16 protein-coding genes, 1 tRNA gene and 1 pseudogene are annotated in these 24,499 nt (G+C 61.1%); 5 read left to right on the top strand and 13 right to left on the bottom strand.

Translation table 11 applies throughout. The annotated features are described in order from the left end of the window. Positions 1 to 120 precede the first annotated feature (120 nt). From CD932_RS11615 to CD932_RS11595, 5 genes and pseudogenes are all read right to left on the bottom strand, one after another. Complete coding sequence (locus CD932_RS11615) at positions 121 to 1,194, bottom strand: aldose epimerase family protein (RefSeq protein WP_094442779.1); 1,074 nt, start codon at positions 1,192 to 1,194, stop codon at positions 121 to 123. 317 nt (positions 1,195 to 1,511) lie between these two features. Further along, complete coding sequence (locus CD932_RS11610) at positions 1,512 to 2,951, bottom strand: CoA transferase (protein ID WP_094442778.1); 1,440 nt, start codon at positions 2,949 to 2,951, stop codon at positions 1,512 to 1,514. 12 nt (positions 2,952 to 2,963) lie between these two features. Continuing rightward, positions 2,964 to 3,266, bottom strand: coding sequence for a hypothetical protein (locus tag CD932_RS28795; RefSeq protein ID WP_094442777.1), 303 nt, complete (start codon positions 3,264 to 3,266; stop codon positions 2,964 to 2,966). 52 nt (positions 3,267 to 3,318) lie between these two features. Continuing rightward, positions 3,319 to 3,714 (bottom strand): annotated as a pseudogene (locus tag CD932_RS29760) (FUSC family protein); the annotation flags it as partial. Positions 3,715 to 3,722: 8 nt separating this feature from the next. Next, on the bottom strand, positions 3,723 to 4,220 hold the full coding sequence (locus CD932_RS11595) for a MarR family winged helix-turn-helix transcriptional regulator (RefSeq protein WP_094442776.1): 498 nt from the start codon (positions 4,218 to 4,220) through the stop codon (positions 3,723 to 3,725). A 422-nt stretch (positions 4,221 to 4,642) separates the two neighbouring features. On the opposite strand from CD932_RS11595, the gene CD932_RS11590 reads away from it, so the two are divergent. Further along, a complete protein-coding gene (locus tag CD932_RS11590; protein ID WP_094442775.1) occupies positions 4,643 to 4,975 on the top strand; it encodes a DUF3325 domain-containing protein in 333 nt (110 codons plus the stop codon). A gap of 21 nt (positions 4,976 to 4,996) precedes the next feature. Here the strand turns inward: CD932_RS11590 and CD932_RS11585 are convergent, their stop codons facing one another. The 5 genes from CD932_RS11585 to CD932_RS11565 form a co-directional block, all read right to left on the bottom strand. Then, positions 4,997 to 8,155, bottom strand: a complete 3,159-nt coding sequence (locus CD932_RS11585) for a type I restriction endonuclease subunit R (RefSeq protein ID WP_094442774.1) — start codon at positions 8,153 to 8,155, stop codon at positions 4,997 to 4,999. A gap of 260 nt (positions 8,156 to 8,415) precedes the next feature. Beyond that, positions 8,416 to 10,479 carry an RNA-binding domain-containing protein gene (locus CD932_RS11580; protein WP_094442773.1) on the bottom strand — a complete coding sequence of 688 codons (2,064 nt, stop codon included), beginning with the start codon at positions 10,477 to 10,479 and terminating at the stop codon, positions 8,416 to 8,418. Beyond that, positions 10,476 to 11,846 carry a restriction endonuclease subunit S gene (locus CD932_RS11575; protein ID WP_094442772.1) on the bottom strand — a complete coding sequence of 457 codons (1,371 nt, stop codon included), beginning with the start codon at positions 11,844 to 11,846 and terminating at the stop codon, positions 10,476 to 10,478. Before CD932_RS11575 ends, CD932_RS11580 begins: the two co-directional genes overlap by 4 nt. Beyond that, the gene (locus CD932_RS11570; protein WP_094442771.1) at positions 11,836 to 13,401 is read right to left on the bottom strand and encodes a class I SAM-dependent DNA methyltransferase; all 1,566 of its coding nucleotides are present in this window, start codon (positions 13,399 to 13,401) and stop codon (positions 11,836 to 11,838) included. The genes CD932_RS11575 and CD932_RS11570 overlap by 11 nt, the downstream gene beginning before the upstream one ends. Positions 13,402 to 13,562: 161 nt before the next feature. Further along, positions 13,563 to 13,638, bottom strand: a tRNA-Arg gene (locus CD932_RS11565). 198 nt (positions 13,639 to 13,836) lie between these two features. On the opposite strand from CD932_RS11565, the gene CD932_RS11560 reads away from it, so the two are divergent. Further along, positions 13,837 to 14,400 carry a cytochrome c5 family protein gene (locus CD932_RS11560; RefSeq protein ID WP_094442770.1) on the top strand — a complete coding sequence of 188 codons (564 nt, stop codon included), beginning with the start codon at positions 13,837 to 13,839 and terminating at the stop codon, positions 14,398 to 14,400. A 126-nt stretch (positions 14,401 to 14,526) separates the two neighbouring features. Here the strand turns inward: CD932_RS11560 and CD932_RS11555 are convergent, their stop codons facing one another. The 3 genes from CD932_RS11555 to CD932_RS11545 form a co-directional block, all read right to left on the bottom strand. After that, positions 14,527 to 16,605 (bottom strand): M13 family metallopeptidase, encoded by a 2,079-nt coding sequence (locus tag CD932_RS11555; protein WP_094442769.1) that lies wholly within the window; start codon positions 16,603 to 16,605, stop codon positions 14,527 to 14,529. 168 nt (positions 16,606 to 16,773) lie between these two features. Further along, a complete protein-coding gene (locus CD932_RS11550; RefSeq protein ID WP_176460930.1) occupies positions 16,774 to 18,792 on the bottom strand; it encodes a M13 family metallopeptidase in 2,019 nt (672 codons plus the stop codon). A gap of 153 nt (positions 18,793 to 18,945) precedes the next feature. Continuing rightward, complete coding sequence (locus CD932_RS11545; protein WP_094442767.1) at positions 18,946 to 19,497, bottom strand: hypothetical protein; 552 nt, start codon at positions 19,495 to 19,497, stop codon at positions 18,946 to 18,948. A gap of 339 nt (positions 19,498 to 19,836) precedes the next feature. Between CD932_RS11545 and CD932_RS11540 the strand changes: the two genes are divergently transcribed. The 3 genes from CD932_RS11540 (at position 19,837) to ybaL (ending at position 24,494) form a co-directional block, all read left to right on the top strand. Continuing rightward, positions 19,837 to 21,276, top strand: coding sequence for a S41 family peptidase (locus CD932_RS11540; RefSeq protein ID WP_094442766.1), 1,440 nt, complete (start codon positions 19,837 to 19,839; stop codon positions 21,274 to 21,276). Positions 21,277 to 21,453: 177 nt separating this feature from the next. After that, positions 21,454 to 22,575 (top strand): beta-ketoacyl-ACP synthase III, encoded by a 1,122-nt coding sequence (locus CD932_RS11535; RefSeq protein ID WP_094442765.1) that lies wholly within the window; start codon positions 21,454 to 21,456, stop codon positions 22,573 to 22,575. Between the two features lie 209 nt (positions 22,576 to 22,784). Beyond that, positions 22,785 to 24,494 carry a YbaL family putative K(+) efflux transporter gene (ybaL, locus tag CD932_RS11530; RefSeq protein WP_094442764.1) on the top strand — a complete coding sequence of 570 codons (1,710 nt, stop codon included), beginning with the start codon at positions 22,785 to 22,787 and terminating at the stop codon, positions 24,492 to 24,494. The last annotated feature ends 5 nt before the right edge of the window (positions 24,495 to 24,499 follow it).

The raw sequence follows: 24,499 nt of genomic DNA, 5'->3' as shown, positions 1-24,499 counted from the left end.
AAGAAAGGCGTCATGCCTTTCCAATCAATTTTTATAGCGTTTCGATACCGAAATGAATATCGACAGTGGCAACCATCACGCCCTGCAAGCAGGGCGTGACCGCGATTTGGAGCTCCTGGCTTATTCGGCAGAAAACCGGTACACCGTCTGCGTCTGATACACCTCGCCCGGCCGCAGAATGCAGTCCGGGAAGTGCGGATGATTGGGCGAGTCGGGAAAATGCTGGGTTTCCAGGCAAAAGGCGCTGCGGTGGCGGTGAACCAGGCCCTTGCCCTGCGCGCTGCCGTCGAGGAAGTTGCCAGAGTAAAACTGCACGCCGGGCTCTTCTGTATAAACCTGCATCACGCGCCCCGATTGCGGCTCGTGGACCAGCGCTGCCAGGCTCAGCGCCTGGCCTGCCTGTTTGTTGAGCACGAAGTTATGGTCATACCCGCGGCCGATGGCGATTTGCGGATGGTCCGCCGCCAGGCCGGCACCGATGGCGGTGGCTGCGCGCAGGTCGAATGGCGTGCCGGCCACATCGGCCAGTTCGCCGACAGGAATCGAACCCGCGTCGACCGGCGTGTAGCGGTCGGCGTGGATGACGATCTGGTGCGACAAAATATCGCCCTGCCCCGCCAGGTTGAAATAGCTGTGGTTGGTCAGGTTGACGGGCGTGGCCTGGTCGGTCACGGCATGGTAGCGCAGGGTCAAGGCATTGTCGTTATTCAGTTCATAGACCACCGACACATCGAGCTTGCCCGGATAACCATCTTCTCCGTCCAGGCTGCTGCGCGTGAAGGTAATGCCGACCGCCTCGTTCGTTTCAAACGGCACGGCCTGCCACAGCACCTGGTGAAAGCCCTGCTCGCCGCCATGCAGATGGTTCGGCGCATTGTTGACCGCCAGCTGGTAATGCTTGCCATCGAGGCTGAACTGGCCCCTGGCGATGCGGTTGCCGAAGCGCCCGATCAAGGCCCCCAGGAAAGCCTTGTTGCTCAAATAGGGTTCGATGCTGTCAAAGCCCAGCACCACGTCGGCCGCCTTGCCTTCGCGGTCAGGCACATGGAGCTCGCTGATGATGGCGCCAAAATCGAGCACTTTGACCTGCATGCCGTGGCGGTTAGTCAGCGTGTAGGCGGTCACGGCAGAACCGTCGGGCAGCTTGCCGAAAGGCATGGAGGTCACGGAAAGAACAGCAGCGTCGGTATGCATGGCAGGGGTCGTCTCGGTCTGGTTTTTATTGGTTGGCTACACGGTCGTGCGCGTGCCTGCGTTGATCTTAGGGGCTGGCATGGTGGCGCGCCAATCATTTTTTGTGGCCATGTGATATCGGTTTGGATATGCACGTGAACGTCACATCGAGCGCGACATTGATTGACAGGCCGAAAAGATATTTTGATAATGACAATTATTCTCATATAGAAAGCCAGGTCGAGCGCCTCCACCTGTCTGTCACCCCCAGCGCCCCCAACCAACCCGAAAGACCTCACGTGACGTTATTGAACAGTACTCACCTGTCCCACCATCGCCTACCAAGTAGCGCGATGGCTTCCCGGTGGCATCGCTGGTCGGTCCCAACCTGCAGGCGTGCGCTCCAGCACCGCGCTGTGGCGCAATACCTCCAGTCGGCCAAAGCCGGATTCCACTGTCTGCATCCAGGGCAGCATGTCGTCCCGGCAAGAGGCGTGCAGCGGCGCTCGAAATCCGTCGGCCACCCGGCCCAAGCCACGCAGCCACTGGCCCGTCTGCGCCAGTGACAGCTGTACGAGCCAACTTCCGCCTTCCATCTGCTGTCGGCGCAGGGCCTGCGCCGTGCCTGCCGCGATCAGGTAGCCGGTCGCCTCATCGAGCATCTGCATGGGCAGTGGGCGCAGCTTGCCGTCGCCCGCCGCCTCGCGCTCTGCCACGTTAAAACCCATGGCCGTCTGTATCAACGAATCAAAACCTCGCCGGTCCGCCCATGGCCCTTGGGTGCCGTACGCCGAGAGGGAAACGTAGACGATACCCGGCCGCGCCGCAGCCACCTGCTGCGGGCCGTAGCCGAGATCAGCCAGCGCGCCGGGTCGGTAGCCCTGCACAAACACATGGGCATCGCGCAGCAAGGCTTCCAGCGCCGCGCGCCCGGAAGGCTCTCGAAGATCCAGCAGTGCCGAGCGCTTGCCACGGCTGGTGTCGGCAATCGCGCTGATGTTGGGCAGGTGCGGCGCGTTGAGCAGCAACACGTCCGCGCCGTGGGCCGCCAGGGTGCGCCCTCCCACTGGCCCGGCCAGAATACGGGTCAATTCCAGGACCCGGACACCCGACAGCGGGCGCGCTGCCGCTCCCAGCGGCGGCAGCGGCAGCGGCGCTGCATCGCCTATGCGAGTGACGGTCAGCAGCGGCTGCGTCGCCAGCGCCTGGCCTTGTGGGGTAGCGTCCCAGTTGTCGAAACTGCGCAGGGCGGTGACGACCAGGCCCGCTTGCGCCGCAGCGGTCTCGAACTCCAGCGCGCGCCACGACCGCAGCGCCTGCTCGGCATCAGACGGGTGCGCGGTAGCTGGGTCCAGCCTCAGCAGCCTCAGCGCCCCATCGCGGTGGTGTGCGAAGTTGGCATGGATACGCACCGCCCCGTCGGCGGTGCGATAAATACCCGAAAAGCGGTCCCTGGCGTCGATCGCCTGTCCGTTGACAGTAAACCAGCCAGTGCATTCGAGCGCGGCATGCCGCATATCCACCGACACGAGCTGCGGTAGTTGGCCACGCAGCGTGCCCAACTCCGTGGCGGCAAGGGCTGCGGTCGCCACCACCACCTGCGATGCGGTACCGACGGCGAAGGACGAGGGCAGCACGGGGTCGGCACCGGTGAGGCGGGCTCGCCGAGCCGCGCTGGCCGGCAAGCCGACGCTTGCGAGCAGACCAGCCAGCGCAGCAGCCGGATCGGGGGTGGCGAGGGCAGAATGCGCGGCGGTGGGAGACGAGATCTCGGGCATTGGAAAGACCTTTCAGCTCGGAGCATGGTGAGATAAAGGAGCGGCCAGCCCCGACAGGTCTTCGATGAGCAGCCGCACCGGCGCCAGGGCGAAGCGCCGAACCTGCAGCTCGGGTGCGTCCGCATCCCGGGCGTGCAGGTAGTCGCCCAGTCCATCGAAGGTGGCTGGAGCGCCGCCCTCCAAACTCGCTGCCGCGCTGTCCAGTGCCGCCCCGACCCGCTCGCCAAGGGCCGCCCACGCCCGGACTGGGGCGTCGTGGCTGAATGCTTGCGCCAGCCGGGCGAAAGAGCCGGTATCGTGTGCGATCCGCGCCAATGGCGATCTCCAGCACTCGCATCAGCGCCGCGTCGAAGGCGTATTGCCCGGAAACGCCGCCGCTGGTCAGCACGATGAGTGCGCTCAGGGGTGCGCTGCGCAGGCCAGGAACGACGGCACTGGCAAACGCCACGAGGGTGACCATGCCCAGGATGGCGGTGACCGAGCCGGCTCCGTGGCCCTCCAGCCAGACGCCTGCCAGCCCCATCACCGTACCGGCGAAAGTGCCGCGCACCCGGTCCCAGCCCGCGCCAAGCGTGGAGCCCATGGTGGGCCGGACCACGATCAGGGCACTCATCACCGCCCAGAATCCCTCGGGCAGGTGCAGCGCGGCGGAGCCTAGCCAGGACAGCACGACTGCGGCGGCAAGCTGCGTACCCTGGCGCCAGTCCGGCTTGGCGATAGCCAGCCATCGGGCAGTAGTTTCATAGGCTGCAACGACCTTCATGTCCTGTCCTAGCCGGGCGGTGAACGCACGGCAGACCCAACGCTGGCCGCGACATTCGGGATCCCACTGGCCACGGTCACCCTGTCGATCAGTGCGCAGGCATCGAGCAGCAGGGCGCGCTCCTTCGGCTTGAGCGCCACTTCCAGCGCCGCGGTCAGCGAGGCCTCACGGCGACGTACCTCATCAGACAGTATCTGGGCGCCGGCCGGCGTCAGTGACAACAGCGTGCTGCGCGCATCAGCGGCGTCGGGCCGGCGCAGCAGCAGCCCATCCGCTTCCAGTTCGGCCAGCAGGCGAGTCAGGGTCTGAAGCTTGACCCGCTCATGCCGCGCAACCTGGGTGGGGGTAAGGGTGCCCAAACGATACAGGTGGCTCAGCACGCTCAACCGCGCCGCGCCGAGCCCGTCCATGGGCGCCTGGGCACGCATCTGGCGCGACAGCGCCGAAACGGAGGCGCGAAGCCTGATGGCAACATGTACTGGATCGTCGAGCAAAGGAATCGTCATGCCACAATACTAAGATGGATCTTATATATAGTCAAACTTGCCGCAGGCGTTACGCGAAAGCCTGTTGACGCCAACGGCAGAATAGCTTGCGCGGCGATCGCCTCCACGCCGCACTTGGCACGTGTTCCGTTGCTACGGGGGCGGTCTGTGTTCGCGCAAGCGTCTGCAGCGCAGCGCGCCCGCCATGCCTGGCGCGACCAGTGCTAAGCAAGTACGCATAAATTCTTGTGGATTCTGACTTCCATAACCGGCGCTCTGCGGCGTTGCCCGCTGCTCGCAGTGCCCGCACTGCGTCGCATCGGGCGCCTTGCAGCGCATCCAGTTCTGTTCGTCATAATTTCACAATAATTTCTTGGCACTTACTTAGCTGATCGCCGCCATGGCCGCGCGCCGCATGAGAAATCTGGCAGGGAAAGTCAATCATGCTTGAAACCCTGCTGACGCTCGCTGCCGCCGCAGCCTGCTACCTGGCCCTGGCCTTGCTGGCGCTATCACAGGAAGAACACTGGACCCGCGCGGGCATGCCGCCGGCAACAAGGCTTGCGCGCTGCGGGCGATACGTGGCCAGCTCCGTCCTGATACTGGCCGGTGTATTGTGCGTGGCGGGCCATGGCGCCGGTTTCGGGCTGATATTGTGGGTGATGCTGATCGGCGCCGGCATCGTGGCCGTGGCCTTGACGTTGAGCTGGCGGCCGCAGTGGCTGGGTGGGATTGCGCGCAGCGTGGGCAGGGTGAAGACAAACGCCAATCCCTGACGCTGCCGTCGGTGAGTGAACTCAGCTCCATTCCAGGCACAGCGACTCGGCTTGTTCCAGGATCAGCTGCACTACGGCATCTTGCTTGACCGGCGGATACTTATACTTGCGTAGTATGCGTTTGACCAACAGCCGCAGCTTGGCCCGTACGCTGTCGCGCACGGCCCAGTCGACGCTGACATTCTGTCGCAGGCTTTCGGTCAGCTCATGGGCGATTTTCTTGAGCGTCTCGTCGCCCAACTCACGTACTGATTCCTCGTTGTTCGCCAGGGCGTCGTAAAAGGCCAACTCGTCGGCATTGAGTCCAAGCTCGCTACCCCGGCCGGCCGCCTCCCGGAACTTTTTCGCCATCGCGATCAGCTCTTCCATGACCTGGGCGGTCTCGATGGAGCGATTCTGGTAACGCTTGATCACATTGACCAGCATCTCGCTGAACTTGTTGTTCTGCACCACATTGGTGGAAAAACGGGACTTGATCTCGCCTTCCAGCAAGCGCTCCAGCAATTCAACGGCCAGGTTGCGTTCCGGCAGGTTGCGCACCTCGCTGAGAAACTCGTCATCGAGGATGCCGATATTGGGCTTGTCCAGGCCGGCGGCGTTGAAGATGTCGACCACCTCATTCGACACCAGCGCCGAACCGATGATCTGCCGCACCGCCAGGTCGCGTTCTTCGTCCGTGCGCTTTTTGCTGCTGATTTCCTTCTTGGTCAGCAGCACCTTGACGGCCTGCAAAAACGCCACCTCGTCGCGCACCGCCTTGGCTTCATCGAGCGTACAGCACAGGGTAAAAGCCTTCGACATGGTCAAGGCAGTATCGCAGAAGCGCTTCTTGCCATCCTTCAGCCCGAGGATATGATCGGCAGCCTTGGCCAGCATGCGATGTCCACCCGTCAGGAAATCGCTGTAATCGAGACCATGCAACATGGCGCGCAGAACGTCCAACATCTCATCCATCCGGTCATACGCTATGGACGAGTTTTCAGTCGGCTGTCCACGGCCCTTGCTGGCCGTATATTCCTTCAATGCCTGCTTCAATTCGCTGGCAATACCGATATAGTCGACCACCAGGCCACCCTGCTTGTCCTTGAAAACGCGATTCACCCGCGCGATGGCCTGCATCAGGTTATGGCCCTTCATGGGCTTGTCCACATACATGGTGTGCACGCAGGGTGCGTCGAAACCGGTCAGCCACATGTCGCGCACGATCACCAGCCGCATCGGATCATCAGGGTCCTTGAAGCGCTTTTCCATGCGCTTCTTGATTTGTTTGGTGTAGATGTGGCGCCGCAGCAGCGGCTTGTCGCTGGATGAGCCCGTCATGACCACCTTGACCACGCCCTTCGCGGGATCGTCATCATGCCAGTCGGGCCGCAAGGCGATAATCGCCTGGTACAGGTGGGCGCAGATATCGCGGCTCATGGCCACCACCATGGCCTTGCCCGATTGCGCCTTGTCCCGTTCCTCGAAGTGCTGCACCAGATCGGCGGCGACCTTCCTGATGCGCGGCTCGGCACCGACCACTTGTTCCAGCGCCGTCCAGCGGCTCTTGAGCAGCGCCTTCTGATCTTCCTCTTCATCCTCGGACAGCTCGTCCACTTCATCGTCGATATCGGCCAGCGACTCTTCCTTCAAGCCCAGCTTGGCCAGGCGCGACTCGTAATAGATCGCTACCGTGGCGCCGTCGTCGCGCGCCTGTTGCATGTCGTAGACGTGGATATAGTCGCCGAAGACGGCGCGCGTATCGCGGTCTTCGTTCGACACCGGGGTGCCGGTAAAGGCGACGAAGGTCGCGTTCGGCAGCGCATCGCGCAGATTTTGCGCATAACCGACCTGATACCGCTCCAGATACTGCGCTGGCGCCTCTGCGACGCCCAGTTCGGTCGCGGGCAGCGCGCCGGTTCCCGGCATGCGGCAAGACACTTTGCGCGTCTTGAGCCTGGCTTCAAAACCGTATTGGGTGCGGTGCGCCTCGTCGGCGATAACCACGATGTTGTGACGGTCGGACAGCAGCGGATAGGCGTCCTCGTCCTCGCCCGGCATGAATTTCTGGATCGTGGCAAAGACGATGCCGCCCGACGGCCGGTTCGCCAGCCTGGCGCGCAGATCCTGGCGTGTCGTGCCCTGCACCGGCTGCTCGCGCAGCAGATCCTGCGACAACGAAAAAACCCCGAACAGTTGGCCGTCAAGATCGTTGCGGTCGGTGATGACGACGATGGTCGGGTTCTCCATGGCCGTCTCGCGCATCACGCGCGCCGCGAAACAGGTCATGGTGATGCTCTTGCCCGATCCTTGGGTGTGCCACACCACGCCGCCCTTCTGGCCGCCACCCGGACGCGATGCAGCGACCACCTGCGCAATCGCCGCGCGCACGGCATGGAACTGGTGATAGCCGGCGATTTTCTTGATCAAGGTGCCGTCATCTTCGAACAGCACGAAGAAGCGCAGGAAGTCCAGCAGATAAGCGGGCGTCAGTACGCCACGGACCAAGGTCTCCAGCTCATTGAACTGGCCCAGCGGGTCCAGCGTCACGCCGTCGATGGTGCGCCAGGCCATGTAGCGCTCGGCCTTGCTGGACAAGGAACCCATGCGCGCCTCGCTGCCATCGGCGATCACCAGCACCTCGTTGTACTGGAACACGTCGGGTATCTGTTCCTTGTACGTCTCAATCTGGTCGCAGGCCTTCCAGATGTCGGCATTTTCGTCGGCCGGGTTCTTCAGCTCCAGCAGCACCAGTGGCAAGCCGTTGATGAAAAGGATGATGTCTGGCCGGCGCGTATGCCTGGGCCCCTTGATCGAAAACTGATTGACCGCCAGCCACTCGTTGGCCGTCACGTCGGCGAAATCGATCAGGCGCACAAAGTCGCCGCGGGTCTCGCCGTTGCGCTGGTATTCGACCGGCACGCCGTTGATCAGCAGGCGATGGAACAAGCGGTTTGCCGACAGCAAGACGGGGGTATCGAGATTCAGGACTTGCTGCAATGCGTCTTCGCGAGCGGCCAGCGGCACCGAAGGATTGAGCCTGGCGATGGCGCCACGCAAGCGCTCAACGAGCACCACCTGCGTATAGTTGCTGCGCTCGGGCAAATCTCCATCCATGGCGATATCCGGTCCATAGACATGCTGATAGCCGGTGTCGACCAGCCAGGCCAGGGTTTCGTGTTCCAGTTGGTCTTCGGTCATCAAGCGGCCCGCATGTGTCGATACAATCGACATGTTGATCAGATATGTTTAAAAACAGCGCCAAAATAGACACGTTCAACACATGCTCTTTTACCAACATTAAAGCAATGCACATCGCGCAACCATTCTTCTAGGCAATAATATTATTGCATAAATACTAAATCATGATTTGGCAGTGCCTCCAGGATGTGCGTGTGGCTGCGCTAACAATCAAAGCGCCACGCGACGAAGCCGGATGCGTTGCGTATAAACCTATGGCCTTAACTATCTTCTTGGTTTGCTTGGGTATGGACTGCGGATCGATATGCCTGCTTTTCATGCGTCGGCGTCATCGGAAAAGCTTGGCAAACACGGCCACTCTTTACCATCGCGTTCAAATACTGCTTGCGCAACGCCTCAGGATTGCGACTAAGCAATTGTGCCAACACATTCAATGTCAAATAGCGTTCGCGGCACATGGCCAGAATGATGTCTTCCATGCGCAAGCGGGGCAGGCGCTGTTTGTTGCGTGCCTCTGTCGCACGTCCTTGCAATTCGGTCAACAATTGTGACGACACCTGGCTCAGGTCTTCAATGATGGGAGCATTCAGCAACGCCGACAGCAGACAGCCGTCGGCATCCCTGTCCGTATCCTGGGTGGCGCCTGAATGAAAATTGCTCGCCCCTGAGTTGGGGGCCATATGTCCGGAGCTGGCATCGTTATGTCCGGAGCTCGCTCCCCTATATCCGGAGCTGGCCTCGTTATATCCGGAGCTGGCCTCGTTATGTCCGGAGCTGGCCGGTGCCGCTGGAAACACTTGATCTGGCGAAATATGCATCGTGCCCGGCAAGCAATACACCTTGCCGCGCGACTGGCCTTTCGATTCCAACATCCCTTCGCGTACCAGCCTTGCCAGACTGTGGCTCAAGTCATACGAATGCAAGCCGCATATATCGGCAAGCCGCGCATGATTTACCACTTGCTCGATCGCCGCCGTGACCAGGATGAGGCGCTCCCCCCGCTCCAGCGCATTGAATTTGTCGCCGAAGCGCTGCCGCAAATCCTCCAAGACGGCTTCGGGCAGCAAATCGAGCATGTGCAGCTCCAGCAGCGTCTGCTCCGGCTCTTCCACCTCGCGCAGAACCGGTTGCCGCCAGTGCTCACTTTGCCAGCCGCTGAATATCTTCGGGATGCCCGACCCGCCACGCTCGCCCAAGCCGATCATCAAGAACATCTGGTGCATCAGTCGGTTACGACAATCACTGGTCCCTCCTTGCAATACTTGTTCCAGCGGCAATCGCAAACATCCCGGATTGCGAAAGCCAAACAAGTCGGGGCGCTTGACCACCAGTATCGAGACCCGGCCCGTATAGTCGGCGTGCACCAGCGTATTGACCAAGGCCTCGCGCAACGCGACGTGAACCTGCGTATCGTCCTGACGCTGACCATCCCTCAATGCGAATGGGGCTTTCAAATCCGCCACCAGCTTGCGATATACCCGCCGGTAAAAATCGAACGCATTACCCGACCAGGTACCGTCCGGAACCAGGCGGTCCACCCATCGCGGCTCGGTTTTGGATTCGGGGCGTTCCTGATAATCAACAAAGTAGTGCGGTACCGCCTCCTGGATGGCTGGCCACGCACCGAACATCAACAAGCCGGCCAGCGTCAATCCCTGTTCACCGCTTTGCCGGTCACGCCGCCATGCACCCAGTTGCTGGAGAAAGGCCTCGCCCTGGTGATCCAGGAAAGGATGACCAGGTTTTTTGTCGGCTAACATCTGTCGATAAATACGCAGGCTGTCCGAATCGAGATCGGCCAAGCCAAAGCCCGGCAAAATGCGCGCATCCCTGTCGTCTTCGACTTGTTCTGCCAGCATGCGACGCACCGCCTCATCGCTCAAGCGCATGTCACCTTCATTCAAGCGCCGGTAAGTATTGCCCAACGGGTTAGCATTGATGTAGACAGGCTTTTGCTTGCGCCCCGCCGCCGGTATATGCACAGCAAGCACGGTCTTGCCATCCAGCGTGATCGTTTCCACTTGTGCATCGGTCAGCAGGTTGACGCTGACCTTGCGTGCATCGTTAAGCGTGCTGAACAGATCCTTGCGGATTTTGTCCGGGTTTTCAATACCCGCAACCGTAAATTTGCCCTTGCTTTCACGTATGCCCAGCAGTACAACACCGCCATGGGTATTGGCCATCGATGAATATGTCGGCCAAAAATCGAGCGGCAGTTCGCCCTTGCCGTCACGTCCCTGCGCCAGCTTGCACTCCAGCGTCACCGATTCGGCCATCTGGGCAAGGTCATCAAGCGTGTGCAGTGCAGCGAACAAATTGATCATGCGGCGGCTTTCTCGAATACTGTTTCCGCTTCCGGCAGTCGCAACTGGCCGGAGATAAGGCGGGGGAGCAGTGTGTCGCGCAGTTCTACTAGTGCGCGGATATTGGCGTGCCCATGGCTGATACGATCATCGAGCCTGCACACGATTTCATCAAAGGCCTGTAGGATCAAGTCATCGGCGCGCATGATTGGAACTGCGCTTAGGATGCCGGTATTCAGGTTCGGCATCGTTGCACCGACCGCATGCCGAAGCAACCACTCTTTGGCGTCGGCACGATCAAGCGCAAGGGAAAGGTAGGTCGCGGAAGGCCACGATTGGCCAGGCCTCACTAGCAAGCATCCGGTTCCGCACAACCAACCTGATTCTCGCACGCCAACCAGCGCGTGGCGTCCAACATCGCCACGACGGCTAAACACAATATCGCCGGTACGTAACCAATGCCGGGACAGGCGGCGGACATCGTCATCACCGACACGCGCAATTTTTTCGACCTGTACACGACGCCCGGCCAAGTCTTGCGGCATCACTACCGGCACACCGATATCTAGGTAGTCGGAAGCGTGAAGCTGACTGCCGAATGGCCCAGTCTGAATAGCCCCGCCGCTATCCTTACAAATTGAGCCAAGCGTCGTTACCCGCCACCCCTTCGGCACCATACCTATCTCCGACTCATCAAACGTAGCAGGGAACAGCGCCGCCGTTGCCTCGTCCATGCCTTCGGGCACACGCCCGTCCAGCTTGGCACGCACGGGATCGAAGTCCACGAACCACGACTTGAACAGGGCTTGGGCGATGGCTTCGAGGGTGGCGTTGGTTTCCCGCAGGAGAGAGATACGGTCGTCGAGCGCATCGAGCATATCAACTATTGCCAGCTGAATTCCCATTGGGGGCAGAGAAATCGGAACTGCCGAAAGAATACCTGTGTTCAGATTTGGCATCGTAGCGCCCACAGCATGGCGAATGAGCCAATCCTTCGTATCCGGCGCTCGTAAGCAATGCGAAATAAATTTAGCGGTTGCGACAGACTCATCTCCAAGCCGAACTTTGAGGCACCCAGTACCACATAACCAGCCAACTTCACGCGAGCGAACTAGCGCATTCTTTGTCACATCCCCACGGCGACTAAAAACCACGTCGCCAAGTTGGAGTTTATGCTGAGCAAGGCGCGCCACATCTGATTCACCCACGCGCGCAATTCCATTTGTGATGATACCCCCATCGCCGATATTGGTTGGCATAACTACGGGTGCGCCCGACTGTTGATAATCTGACGTATGAAGCTGGCTTCCAAACGGGCCGGTTTGAATTGCACCACCTTGAGCCTTACACACTTCGCCAAGCGTGGTTGCGCGCCATTCAGAACTCATACCCCAGCCCTCCCAACTTCTGCCGTATCAGTTGATCCAGCTCCGCACCCTTGGCCATCTGCTCGCCCAGCTTCTCGGTCAGCTTCTGCATTTTGTCGGCAAATGCCTCGTCGTCGTCTTCGACGGCTTCTGCACCCACATAACGGCCCGGCGTCAGCACATGGCCATGCTCGGCGATCTCGGCCAGCGTGACGCTGCGGCAGAACCCGGCCACATCCTGATACTCGCCCGCATCCGCTTCGCCACGCCAGGCCGCCACGGTGCCGGCGATCTTGTCGATCACTTCCCCGGTAAATTCGCACTGCACGCGGCTGATCATGCTAGCCAATTTGCGCGCATCGATAAACAGCACCTCGCCCTGGCGGGCGCGCTTTTCCTTGACCAGGAACCACAGGCAGGCGGGGATCTGGGTATTGAAAAACAGCTGTCCCGGCAATGCGATCATGACTTCGACCTTGTCGGCATCGACCATGGCGCGGCGGATATCGCCTTCGCTGTTCTGGCTCGACGACATGGAGCCGTTGGCCAGCACGATGCCGGCGCGGCCGGTGGGCTTGAGGTGGTACAACATGTGCTGCAGCCAGGCGTAGTTGGCGTTGCCCTGCGGCGGCGTGCCATACACCCAGCGCGGGTCGCCTTCCAGGCTGCCGTGCCACCAGTCGGAAATATTGAACGGCGGGTTGGCCAGCACGAAGTCGGCGCGCAGGTCCTTGTGCTGGTCGCGCACGAAGGTGTCGGCAGGCTCCTTGCCCAGGTTGAAATCGATGCCGCGAATGGCCAGGTTCATCGCCGCCAGGCGCCATGTGGTGGGGTTGGCTTCCTGGCCATAGATCGACACGTCGCCGATCTTGCCGCCGTGCGCTTCGATAAAGCGCTCGGACTGCACGAACATGCCGCCCGAGCCGCAGCATGGGTCGTACACTTTTCCGTGATGCGGCGCCAGCACCGCAACCAGGGTCTTGACAATGGAGGCCGGCGTGTAGAACTGGCCGCCGCGCTTGCCTTCGGCGCTGGCGAACTGGCCCAGGAAATATTCGTACACCTGGCCCAGCAGATCGCGCGCATGGTTCTTGGCCGTGTCGCCGGACTCGCCAAAACCGATGGTCGAGACCAGGTCGACCAGTTCGCCGAGCTTGCCGTCGGGCAGTTGCACGCGCGCGTAGCGTTTGTCGAGTATGCCCTTGAGCTTGGGGTTTTCGGCTTCGATCAGCGACAAGGCATCATCGATGCGCTTGCCGATATCGGCCTGCTTCGCTTGCGCGCGCAGGGTTTCCCAGCGCGCCGCTTCCGGCACCCAGAAGACGTTGACTTCCTTGTAGTAGTCGCGGTCTTCCAGTTCGTCGGCCAGCATCTCGTCGTCCACGTCGTGCAGGAAATACTCGTCATTTACATCGGCAAAGCGGCGCGTCAGTTCCTCGCGGCGGGTCTGGAAGGTGTCGGAGATGTATTTGACGAAGATAAGGCCAAGAACGATGTGCTTGTATTCGGCGGCGTCCATATTGGCGCGCAGTTTGTCGGCCGTAGCCCAGAGTGTTTTTTTGATGTCTTCTATCATGGCGGGACGGAGCAAATGGATCGTGGCAAGGCCGATATCTTATCCCATCGCCCACGGCAAAATCGCGTGCCTTGCGTCAAAAGAAACGGACAGCAAGCACATGATGACGAGACCAGGGAAAGATAGGGAATACTGAAATCTGGCGAGCGCCTGGATTTGACTGGTGCGGCTGGCGGGGATCGAACCCACGACCCTTGGCTTCGGAGGCCAATACTCTATCCACTGAGCTACAGCCGCGTAGGGGAATTTCTGAAGTGAAGCGAAGGATACCGTTTTTCTTTACCTGCGTCTACGGAAACTGTCGTATCGCTGGTAAATGCATGTCATTGCTCAATTTTTATGCCTATAATCGGGGGTTGTATAAAGGTTTACATTGCGGCATGTAAAAATGCCAACATACACGGCCCACGGCTTTGAATCTGGACTAAGGACATCATGAGCGACGCACATAACGAACAACAATCAGCGATCAAAACGCCTAAACAACTGCTGGCCGCCGTCGCCGGCTTCTTTCTTGTCACCGTCATCGGCATCATCCTGCTGGTGCAGTTCGTCACGACGCAGAAGCTGACGGGGGCTGGTTCGGAAAGCCAGTCGGCCGAAGCCATTGCCGAACGCCTGAGTCCGGTGGCCAATGCCGGCTATACCTTCAAGGACGCCAGCGGTCCGAAAGTGCTGCAAAGCGCCGAAGCGGTGTACACCTCGACCTGCGTGGCCTGCCATGGCGCCGGCGTGGCCGGTGCGCCGAAGTTCGGCGATGCGGGCGCCTGGACGGCGCGCCTGGCGCAGGGTTATGACACGGTGCTGAAACATGCGCTCGAAGGCTTGCGCGCGATGCCGGCCAAGGGCGGCAATCCGGACCTGGACGATGTCGAAGTGGCGCGCGCCGTGGTCTATATGGCCAATGCCGCCGGCGGCAAGTTCAAGGAGCCGGAAGTGCCGGCGCCGGCAGCGCCCGCCGATGGCGCGGCGGCCCCAGCGGCAGAGCCTGCCAAATAAACGGGTTTTCCCAGGAAGAAACCGCTCCTTGCCGAGCGGTTTTTTTTCGTCAGCCGCCAGCGCCGCGCAACAAAAAGCCGCCCGGCTGGTGACAGCGGGGCGGCTTCAAATATTACCTTTCAGACATTACCACATGATGACGCGGTCTTTCGGTGGCAGGTACATCTTGTCGCCCGGCTTCACGCCGAAGGCCTGGTAGAAGCCCGGCTGGTTGCGCATGGTGCCGTTGGCGCGGAATTCGCCTGGCGAATGCGGGTCGGTTTTCAGCAACACCAGTTGCTGCGCTTCGCGCATCTTCATGCGCCATACCTGGGCAAAGCCTGCGTAGAAGCGCTGCTCGCCCGTAAAGCCGTCAATGACCGGGGCTTTCTTGCCGTTCAGCGACAATTTATAGGCCTTGTAGGCGATCGCCACGCCGGAGTTGTCGGCGATGTTTTCGCCCAGGGTCAGCTCGCCATTCACATGGTGGCCTTTGACCGGGCTGAAACCGTTGTACTGCTTGACCAGTTGCGCGGTCTTGGCTGCGAAGTTCTTGTGGTCGGCCTTGGTCCACCAGTCGCGCAGATTGCCGTCGCCGTCGTACTGGGCGCCCTGGTCGTCGAAGCCGTGGCTGATTTCGTGGCCGATCACGCCGCCGATGGCGCCGTAGTTGACGGCGTCGTCGGCATTGGCGTCAAAGAACGGCGCTTGCAGGATGGCGGCCGGGAAGACGATTTCGTTCATTTCCGGGTTGTAATAGGCATTGACGGTTTGCGGCGTCATGCCCCATTCGTCGCGGTCGATCGGCTGGCCCAGCTTGTTCAGTTCGCGCGTGTAGTTGACCAGGTGCGAACGCTGGATATTGCCGATCAAATCGTCCGGCACCACCGTCAGGGTCGAGTAATCGCGCCATTTGTTCGGGTAGCCGATCTTGGTGGTGAACTTGGACAGCTTGATCTGTGCCTGCTTCTTGGTGACCGGGCTCATCCAGTCGAGCTTGTCGATGCTCTGCTTGTACGCCGTCATCAGGTTCTTGACCAGCGCTTCCATGCGCACCTTGCGGTCGGCCGGGAAATATTGTGCCACGTACAGCTGGCCGACGGCTTCGCCCAGCGCGCCTTCGACGGCGCCCACGCCACGCTTCCAGCGCGGACGCATTTCCGTCACGCCCGTCAGTGTGGTGCCGTAAAACGCGAAGTTTTCATCGACATAGGCTTTCGGCAGGTAGGCCGCGTTCGCGTGCAGCAAGTGCCACTGGAAATACGCTTTCCACGTCTCGAGCGGGGTTTTCTCGGCTATCGCCGTGAAACCTTTCAGATAGCTGGGCTGGCTGACGATCACATAGCTGACCTTGCCGGCAATGCCGGTGTCCGCCAGGTAGCGGTTCCAGTCGTAGCCGGGCGCCACTTGCGCCAGTTTCGCCAGCTCCACCTTGTTATAGGCTTTGACCGGGTCGCGGTTCTCGACATTGCTCCACTGCACGCGCGCCAGCTCCGTTTCCAGCGCCACGATGGCCTTGGCGTTGGCGGTCGCATTCTTGTCGCCGGCCAGGGCCAGCATTTTTTCCACATGGGCCGTGTACTTGGCCAGGGTGTCGGCCTTGGCCGCTTCCAGGTAGTAATCGCGGTCCGGCAGGCCCAGGCCGCTTTGCACGATATCGGCCACGTACTTGGTCGAATCCTTGGCGTCCTGGTGGATGGAGAAGTCATACGGCGACGTCACGCCCAGCTTGCTGAAGTGGGCGATCACGGCCGGCAGTTCTTTTTTGTCCTGCAGCGCGGCGATCTTCGCCAGTTCGGCGTTCAAGGGGGTGAGGCCCAGGCTTTCCAGCTTGGCTTCGTCCATGAAGCTGGTATAAAAATCGCCGATTTTTTGTGCATTGGAACCTGCTGCGCGAGCCTTGTCGGCGGCGGCGCCTTCGACGATGCCGCGCAGTTGCGTCTGCGTGTCATCGGCCAGCTTGGCGAAACTGCCCCAGCTCGATTTGTCGGCGGGAATCACGGTCTCGGCCAGCCATTTGCCGTTCAGGTGCTGGAACAGGTCGTCCTGGGCGCGCACGGCCGGGTCGATATATTCGATGGCGATGCCGGAAGCGAGGCCCGCCGGCGCAGTGGCGGCGACAGTGGTGGCAGGTTCGGCTTTCTTGCTGGTATCGGCAGCGTTGGCCATGCCCGCCACGCCGGCCAGCAAACTCAAGGTCAATGCACTTAACAAATGTCGATTCACGGATAATCCTTGTATTGGGTGGAATAGAAGGGTCAGAACGCCCTAGGCTTCTGGCCCGGTTTTCGACTGTAGCATACCGGCCGCAAGGGGACGGAAAACTTTGCCGGGAATGCCAAAAAGACCACGCGAGGGTGGTCTTTTTTTTGTTACATGATTACGTTTTGCCGATTACCAGATAATCACGCGGTTTTCCGGTGCGACATACATCTTGTCGCCCGGTTTCACGTCGAACGCTTCATAAAAGCCCGGCTGGTTGACCATGGTGCCGTTGGCGCGGTACTGGCCCGGCGAATGCGGGTCGGTCTTGATCTGCACGATCTGTTGCGCTTCGCGCATCTTGCTGCGCCATACCTGGCCAAAGCCCATGTAGAAGCGCTGGTCGCCCGTCAAGCCGTCGATCACCGGCGCAGGTTTGCCAGCGAGCGAAATTTTATAGGCCTTGTAGGCGATCGCCACACCGGAATTATCAGCGATATTTTCGCCCAGGGTCAGCGCGCCATTGACGTTGTAGCCGGGCAACGGGCTGTAGCCATCGTACTGTTTGGTCAGCGCATCGGTCTTGGCGGCGAAGTTCTTGCGGTCTTCGGCCGTCCACCAGTCGCGCAGGTTGCCGTCGCCATCGGACTGGCTGCCCTTGTCATCGAAACCGTGGCTGATTTCATGGCCGATCACGGCGCCAATGGCGCCATAGTTGACGGCGTCGTCGGCATTGGCGTCAAAGAACGGCGGCTGCAAAATGGACGCCGGAAACACGATCTCGTTCATGGTCGAGCTGTAATAGGCGTTCACCGTTTGCGGCGTCATGCCCCACTCTTCGCGGTCGATCGGCCTGCCCAGCTTGGCCACCTGGCGCGCCGAAGCAAAGTTCGCCGCGCGCATCATGTTGCCGGCCAGATCATTGGACGCGATCTGCAGTTTCGAATAATCGCGCCATTTGTTCGGGTAGGCGATCTTGGGCGTGAACTTGGCCAGCTTGGCTTGCGCCTCTTTCTTGGTATCAAGGCTCATCCAGTCCAGGGTGTCGATGCTTTGCTGGTAGGCGGCCAGCACGTTTTTTACCAGTGCCTGCATGTGTTCCTTGCGCTCGGCCGGGAAGTATTGCGCCACGTACAGCTTGCCGACGGCTTCGCCCAAGGCGCCTTCGACGGCCGCCACGCCACGCTTCCAGCGCGGCTGGTTCTGCGTCACGCCGCTCAGCACGGTGCCGTAAAAGCCAAAGCTCTCGTCGACAAAGTTCTGCGACAGGTAAGTAGCATAGCTGCGCAGCAACTGCCATTCGAAATACGCTTTCACGGTATCGAGGTCGGCGCCAGCCAATACCTTGCTGTAGCCGGCCAGGTAGCTCGGCTGGTTGACGATCACGTAGTCGACCTTGTTGGCGATGCCGGCGGCAGCCAGGCCGCCTTTCAGGTCGTAGCCTGGCGTCAGCTCATTCAATGTGGCGATCGAAGTCTTGTTGTAGCGCTTGACGGGGTCGCGGTTCTCGACCTTGGTCCATTGCACTTCGGCCAGCGATGTTTCCAGGGCCACCACGGCCTTGGCGTGCGCGGCAGCATGCTTGTCGCCAGCCATCGACAGTATCTTTTCCACGTGCGCCTGGTATTTTTCCTTCACGCCTGCCTGCCTGGCCTCCAGGTAGTAGTCGCGGTCCGGCATGCCCAGGCCGCTCTGGCTGACATAGGCGGCATATTTGGTCGACTCGCGCGCGTCCTGGCCCACGTAGATCGCGTACGGCGTCGAGACGCCGTTCTGGCTCAGGTGGGCGATCAGGCCCGGCACGCCTTTCTTGTCGCGCAGCGAGCGGATGCGGTTCAGCTCGCCTGCCAACGGTTTCACGCCCAGCGCGTCGAGGCGTGCCTCATCCATGTAACTGGCGTACAGGTCGCCGATCTTTTGTGCTTCGGAACCGGCCTTCCTGTTCTTGTCCTGCTGCGTCGCTTCGATAATGCCGCGCAGCTGCGGCGTGGTGTCGTCGCGCAGCTTGGCAAACGAACCCCAGCTCGACTTGTCGGCAGGAATCTCGGTGGTGGCCAGCCACTTGCCGTTCAGGTGGGTAAAGAAGTCGTCCTGCACGCGCACGGCCGGGTCGATGTATTGCACCTCGATGCCGGAAACAGGGGTGGGAGCGGCGTGGGCAAACGCAGCCAACAGGGTCAGGGTCAGGCTGCTCAAGAGATATCGTTTCACGAAAGTCCTTATGGGGCTGGTCAAAAAGAAGAACGGGCGGATAGCCCGCCGCACCGCGCGCGTCAAGACGGGGCGTCAAGACGGGGCGTCAAAGAATGTAGCACGCAGGCCCCGGCTTGACCACCCTGGCGTCTCGTTATGCCTCAGTGAACCTCACATCCCCGGGAAATTCATGGTCGCGCCGCCACTCCCCATGCCGCCTTTGCCACCGCCCTTGCGCCCGCCCGGCTGGCCGCCTTCGCGTCCGTGCGACTCGGCATGCGGCAGCGGGCCATCCATCACGCGCGCCATCTGGCCGGCGATAAACACGGCCACCGCCTGGCGCTGGCGTTCGTCGAGCGCATCGTTGACGCTCAGCCACCATTCGCGCACCTGCTTTTCTTCCGCCAGGCTGAGCGTCGCTTCATTGTCCAACCCGGCCACCAGCTCGCGCAGTTCGACGTTGGGCACAGCGAGCGCCTGCTGCACGCCGGCTTGCAGCCGTTCGCGGCGCGCCTGGCGTTCGCGCAGCAGTTGGCGCGTGCTGTTTTCCACTTTCTGCCACAGGATCTGCTGGTTGGCATTGAGCTTCAATTCGGTCTTGAAGTCGGGCGCCATCGGCAGCAGGTCCTGCAGCCGCATCTCGGCGATCGGCACGGCCGAGGCGGTGGCGGCCGCCACACCCAGCACCAGGGCGGCGCACAGGCGCAAGGCAGGCAGTTTCATCAAGCTTGTCAAGGTTGTCACTTTGGAATGCTCCGGATAAAAAAAAGCCTGCGTCCGAAGACGCAGGCAAAACCACTTCGTGTCGAGAATGCGGATTGACTATAGGGCGGCCGGCTACGCTTTTTTTCGACTCTTACAAATGCTTACTCCCCTCAAGACAATCGCTACACGACTGTACACAAGCGCTACATTTGGCAAGCTTGCACGCCGCTGTTTGCGCCTACACTGCCATTAGCTGCGCGCCTGCAGCGCCAGCGCTCATTGAGGACTATACTTTCAAGCGGGCGCCGCTCCAGGGGGACTGGCGCCGCGGCAACACACCAGACGAAAGCGGAATTCATGGGCAAACTTAAAAACAGCGGCTTGATCGGCCTGGGCGTGGTGGCGGGCATCGCCGTGTCGCTGCAGTTTTCGGCGATGGCGCAAAAAAGCGTGGAGCCAGCCTTGCCGCTCGAGGAACTGCGCCAGCTGGCCGAGGTGTTTGGGCTGATCAAGTCCGATTACGTCGAACCGGTGGAAGACAAAAAGCTGCTGACGGAGGCCATTTCCGGCATGGTCGCTTCGCTCGACCCGCACTCGGCCTACCTGGACAAGAAAGCCTACGCCGAGCTGCGCGAAGGCTCCGAAGGCAAGTTCGTTGGCCTGGGCATTGAAATTGGCGTCAGCGACGACGGCTATATCAAGATCGTTTCGCCGATCGAGGACTCGCCCGCCTATCGCGCCGGCATCAAGGCCGGCGACCTGATCACGCGCCTCGATGGCCAGCCCGTCAAGGGTGTCAGCCTGGAAGACAGCGTCAAGCGCATGCGCGGCGAACCGGGCACCAAGGTAACGCTCACCATTGCGCGCAAGGACGAGCCGCAGCCGCTGTCGTTTACCATCACGCGCGAAGAAATCCACCAGAAGAGCGTCAAGTCGAAAATGGTCGAACCGGGCTATGCCTGGCTGCGCGTGTCGCAGTTCCAGGAGCCGACCGTGGACGACCTGGCGGCGCAGATCACGGCGCTGTACCAGCAAGATCCCCATATCAAGGGCATGGTGCTGGACTTGCGCAACGATCCGGGCGGCGTGCTGCAAGGCGCGATCGGCGTCTCGGCCGCCTTCCTGCCCAAAGATGCTGCCATCGTCTCGACCAATGGCCAGGTGGCCGAATCGAAACAGGTGTTTTATGGCCGCCCGGAATACTATACCTTCCGCTCCGAGGGCGATGCGCTGGCGAAATTGCCGGCGGCAGTGAAAAACGTGCCGCTGGTGGTGCTGGTCAATACCGGCTCGGCTTCAGCCTCGGAAATCGTCGCCGGCGCCCTGCAGGACTACCAGCGCGCCACCATTATTGGCACGCAAACCTTCGGCAAGGGCTCGGTGCAGACCATCCGCCAGCTGACGGCCGACACCGCCGTCAAGCTGACCACGGCGCGCTACTACACGCCGAAAGGCCGCTCGATCCAGGCCCGGGGCATCGTGCCCGACCTGCTGGTCGATGAAACGGCCGAAGGCGATGGTCTGAACAGCCTGCGCATGCGCGAAGCAGACCTGCAAAAGCACCTGAGCAATGACCGCGACAAGGAAAGTGCCAAGGCCGCCCCCGTCAACGACGAGATGGAAGAGCAGTTGCGCATCATGGCGCTGGAAAAGAACAGCAAGCCGCTGGAGTTCGGCAGCAAGGACGACTTCCAGCTGACCCAGGCGCTGAACCATCTGAAGGGCTTGCCGGTGCGGCTGGCCAAGGCGGAGCCGGTGGTGGTGCAGGCGGATGTAAAAAAAGACCAGAAGAAATAATGACCGATCAAGGCAGGGCCAGCCCCTGCCTTGGTTCCGGTTCGTCCCACCTTGCGCCGCCTTGCGCAAACTATCCCGCCTTTCCCCGCAACGAAACTGTCTCAAGCCGATCCTGTTTGTGTAAAATTTGCTTCACTTGTCGGCATCGCGTCGATTGCCCAATTTGAAAGCTACTCCATGAAACAAGTCGTCATCAGCGGTACCGGCCTGTACACGCCGCCATTTTCGATCTCCAACGAAGAGCTGGTCGTCTGCTTCAATGCCTATGCGGAAAAATCCAATGCCGACCATGCCGAGGCGATCGCCGCCGGCACCGCCACGGCGCTGGAATTGTCGAGCGTGGCATTTATCGAAAAGGCATCCGGCATCAAGTCGCGCTATGTCATGGAAAAGGAAGGCATCCTCGATCCGGCGCGCATGGTCTCGCGCATTGCCGAGCGCGCCGACGACGAGATCTCGATCCAGGCTGAAATGGCGGTGGCCGCCGCGCGCGACGCATTGGCCCGCGCCGGCCGCAGCGCCGCCGATATCGACATGGTGCTGGTCGCCTGCAGCAATATGCAGCGCGCCTATCCGGCGCTGGCGGTCGAAGTGCAGGATGCGCTGGGCATCGACGGCTACGGTTTCGACATGAACGTGGCGTGCTCGTCGGCCACCTTCGGCATCCAGCAGGCGGTGGCCGCCGTGCAAAGCGGCCAGGCGCGCGCGGTGCTGGTGCTCAATCCTGAAATCACCAGCGGCCACCTGAACTGGCGCGACCGCGACAGCCACTTCATTTTTGGCGACGCCTGCACCGCCATCGTCGTCGAAGCGAAAGAAACGGCCGTGTCCGCACACAAGTTCGAGATCATCGGCACGGAACTGAAAACCCGCTTTTCGAATGCCATCCGCAATAACTTCGGCTTTCTGAACCGTTTTGACGAGTCCGGCGTGGGACAGGCGGACAAGTTATTCCGTCAGCAAGGCCGCAAGGTCTTCAAGGAAGTATGCCCGATGGCCGCCGAGATGATCAAGGCGACCCTGGCCAAGGCCGGCGTGGAGGTACCGCAAGTGCGCCGTTACTGGCTGCATCAGGCCAACCTGAACATGAATTTGCTGATCGCGCGCCTGCTTTTGGGCCGCGACGCCGAGCCGGGCGAAGCGCCGGTGATCCTCGACAGCTATGCCAACACCTCGTCGGCCGGCTCGATTATTGCCTTCCACAAACATCAAGCGGACCTGGCAAGGGGCGACCTGGGCGTGATCTGTTCGTTCGGCGCCGGTTACTCCATCGGCTGCGTGGTGCTGCGCAAGCTCTGACCCGGCCTGCGTTGAAAAACGCCAGATCACTGCAATTGGGTGCAGTTTCAGGTGGATAGGCATGCGTTCGCGGCTACCTGGACGAAGATGCGGCACGCGTTTTTTGCCGTCAAAGCCCAGGAAATGTTCCAGAGCGGGCTTTCCAGCGTTTATACTTACTCGCTGAGCAACATCTTTTTCTCTCCGCACCGATAAGGAACCCACAACGCATGCCCCACGACATCAGTCTGATCACCACCATTGCCGCCGCCCTCGGGGTTGGCCTCGTTTTTGGCTTTATCGCCGCCCGCATGAAGCTGCCGGCCCTGGTCGGCTACCTCGCCGCCGGCATCGTCATCGGACCGGCGACACCCGGTTTTGTGGCCGATGCGCAGATCGCCGGGCAATTGGCAGAGATCGGAGTGATGTTGATGATGTTCGGAGTCGGCCTGCATTTTTCCATCGAGGATTTATGGGACGTGCGCAAGATCGCCCTGCCGGGCGCCGTCTTGCAGATCGCCGTCGCCACGGCAATGGGCATGGGCCTGGCCCACTGGTGGGGCTGGAGCCTCGGTGGCGGCCTGATCTTTGGCTTGGCGCTGTCGGTGGCCAGTACCGTGGTGCTGCTGCGCGCGCTCGAGGAGCGCGGCATCCTCGATTCCCTGAACGGCCGCATCGCCGTCGGCTGGCTGGTGGTGGAAGACCTGGTCACGGTGCTGGTGCTGGTGCTGCTGCCGGCGTTTGCGGGCACCCTGGGCGGCACGGTGGCGCCCGGCGCCGAAGAAGCCAGCCTGTGGCGCACCCTGGCCATTACCCTGGGCCAGGTGGCCGGCTTTATCATCTTCATGCTGGTGGTGGGCCGCAAACTGTTTCCATGGATCTTGTGGCAGGTGGCGCGCACCGGTTCGCGCGAGCTGTTCACCCTGTGCGTGATCGCCGCCGCCGTCGGCATCGCCTACGCGTCGACCAAACTGTTCGGCGTGTCGTTCGCGCTGGGCGCCTTCTTTGCCGGCATGGTGCTGCGCGAATCGGAACTGAGCCACCGCGCCGCCGAAGAATCGTTGCCGCTGCGCGACGCGTTCGCCGTGCTGTTCTTTGTCTCGGTCGGCATGCTGTTCGAGCCCGCGATCCTGATCGAAAAACCGCTGCAAGTGCTGGCCGTGTGCGCCATCATTATCTTCGGCAAGTCGATCGCCGCCTTTTTGCTGGTGATCGCGCTGCGTTATCCGCCGAAGACCGCCATTATCGTCTCGGCCAGCCTGGCGCAGATCGGTGAATTCTCGTTTATCCTGGCCGCCCTGGGCCTGTCGCTGGGCCTGATGCCGCAGGAAGGCCAGAGCCTGATCCTGGCCGGCGCCATCCTGTCGATCGCGCTCAACCCGGTGGTATTCAGCATGGCCAAGCCGCTGCTGCGCGTGATCGGCAACAGCGACTTCGCGCGCCAGTTCGAGCGCACGAATGACCCGCTGGCCGAACTGCCGATGACGGTGCCGCAGGAAAAACTGCATGGCCAGGTGGTGCTGGTCGGCTATGGCCGCGTGGGCCGGCGTATTGCGGCAGCGCTGATGGAGCGCGGCATCCATTTTGTGGTGGCCGAGGAAAACCGCGACATCGTCGACCAGCTGCGCAAGGACGGCATCCCCGCCGTGGCCGGCAATGCGGGCGAACCGGCCGTGCTGATCCAGGCCCATATCACGCACGCCACCATGCTGGTGATCGCCACGCCGGACACCTTCCACGTGCGCGCCATGATCGAAACGGCGCGCGCGCTGAACCCGGCGATTTTGACGGTGGTGCGCACGCACAGCGAGGAAGAAGCCGAACTGCTGCGAGCGGAAAACGCCGGCAAGGTGTTTATTGGCGAGCACGAACTGGCCAATGGCATGATCGACCATGTGCTGCACAGTTTTGATACGGAGAAGAAAGGGCACGGCCACTGAGTTGG

It is taken from the genome of Janthinobacterium sp. PC23-8, from assembly GCF_002250505.1.
Taxonomy (GTDB): domain Bacteria; phylum Pseudomonadota; class Gammaproteobacteria; order Burkholderiales; family Burkholderiaceae_D; genus Janthinobacterium.
Note: the sequence above shows the minus strand (reverse complement) of the source record. Positions and strands in the feature narration are given on the sequence as shown.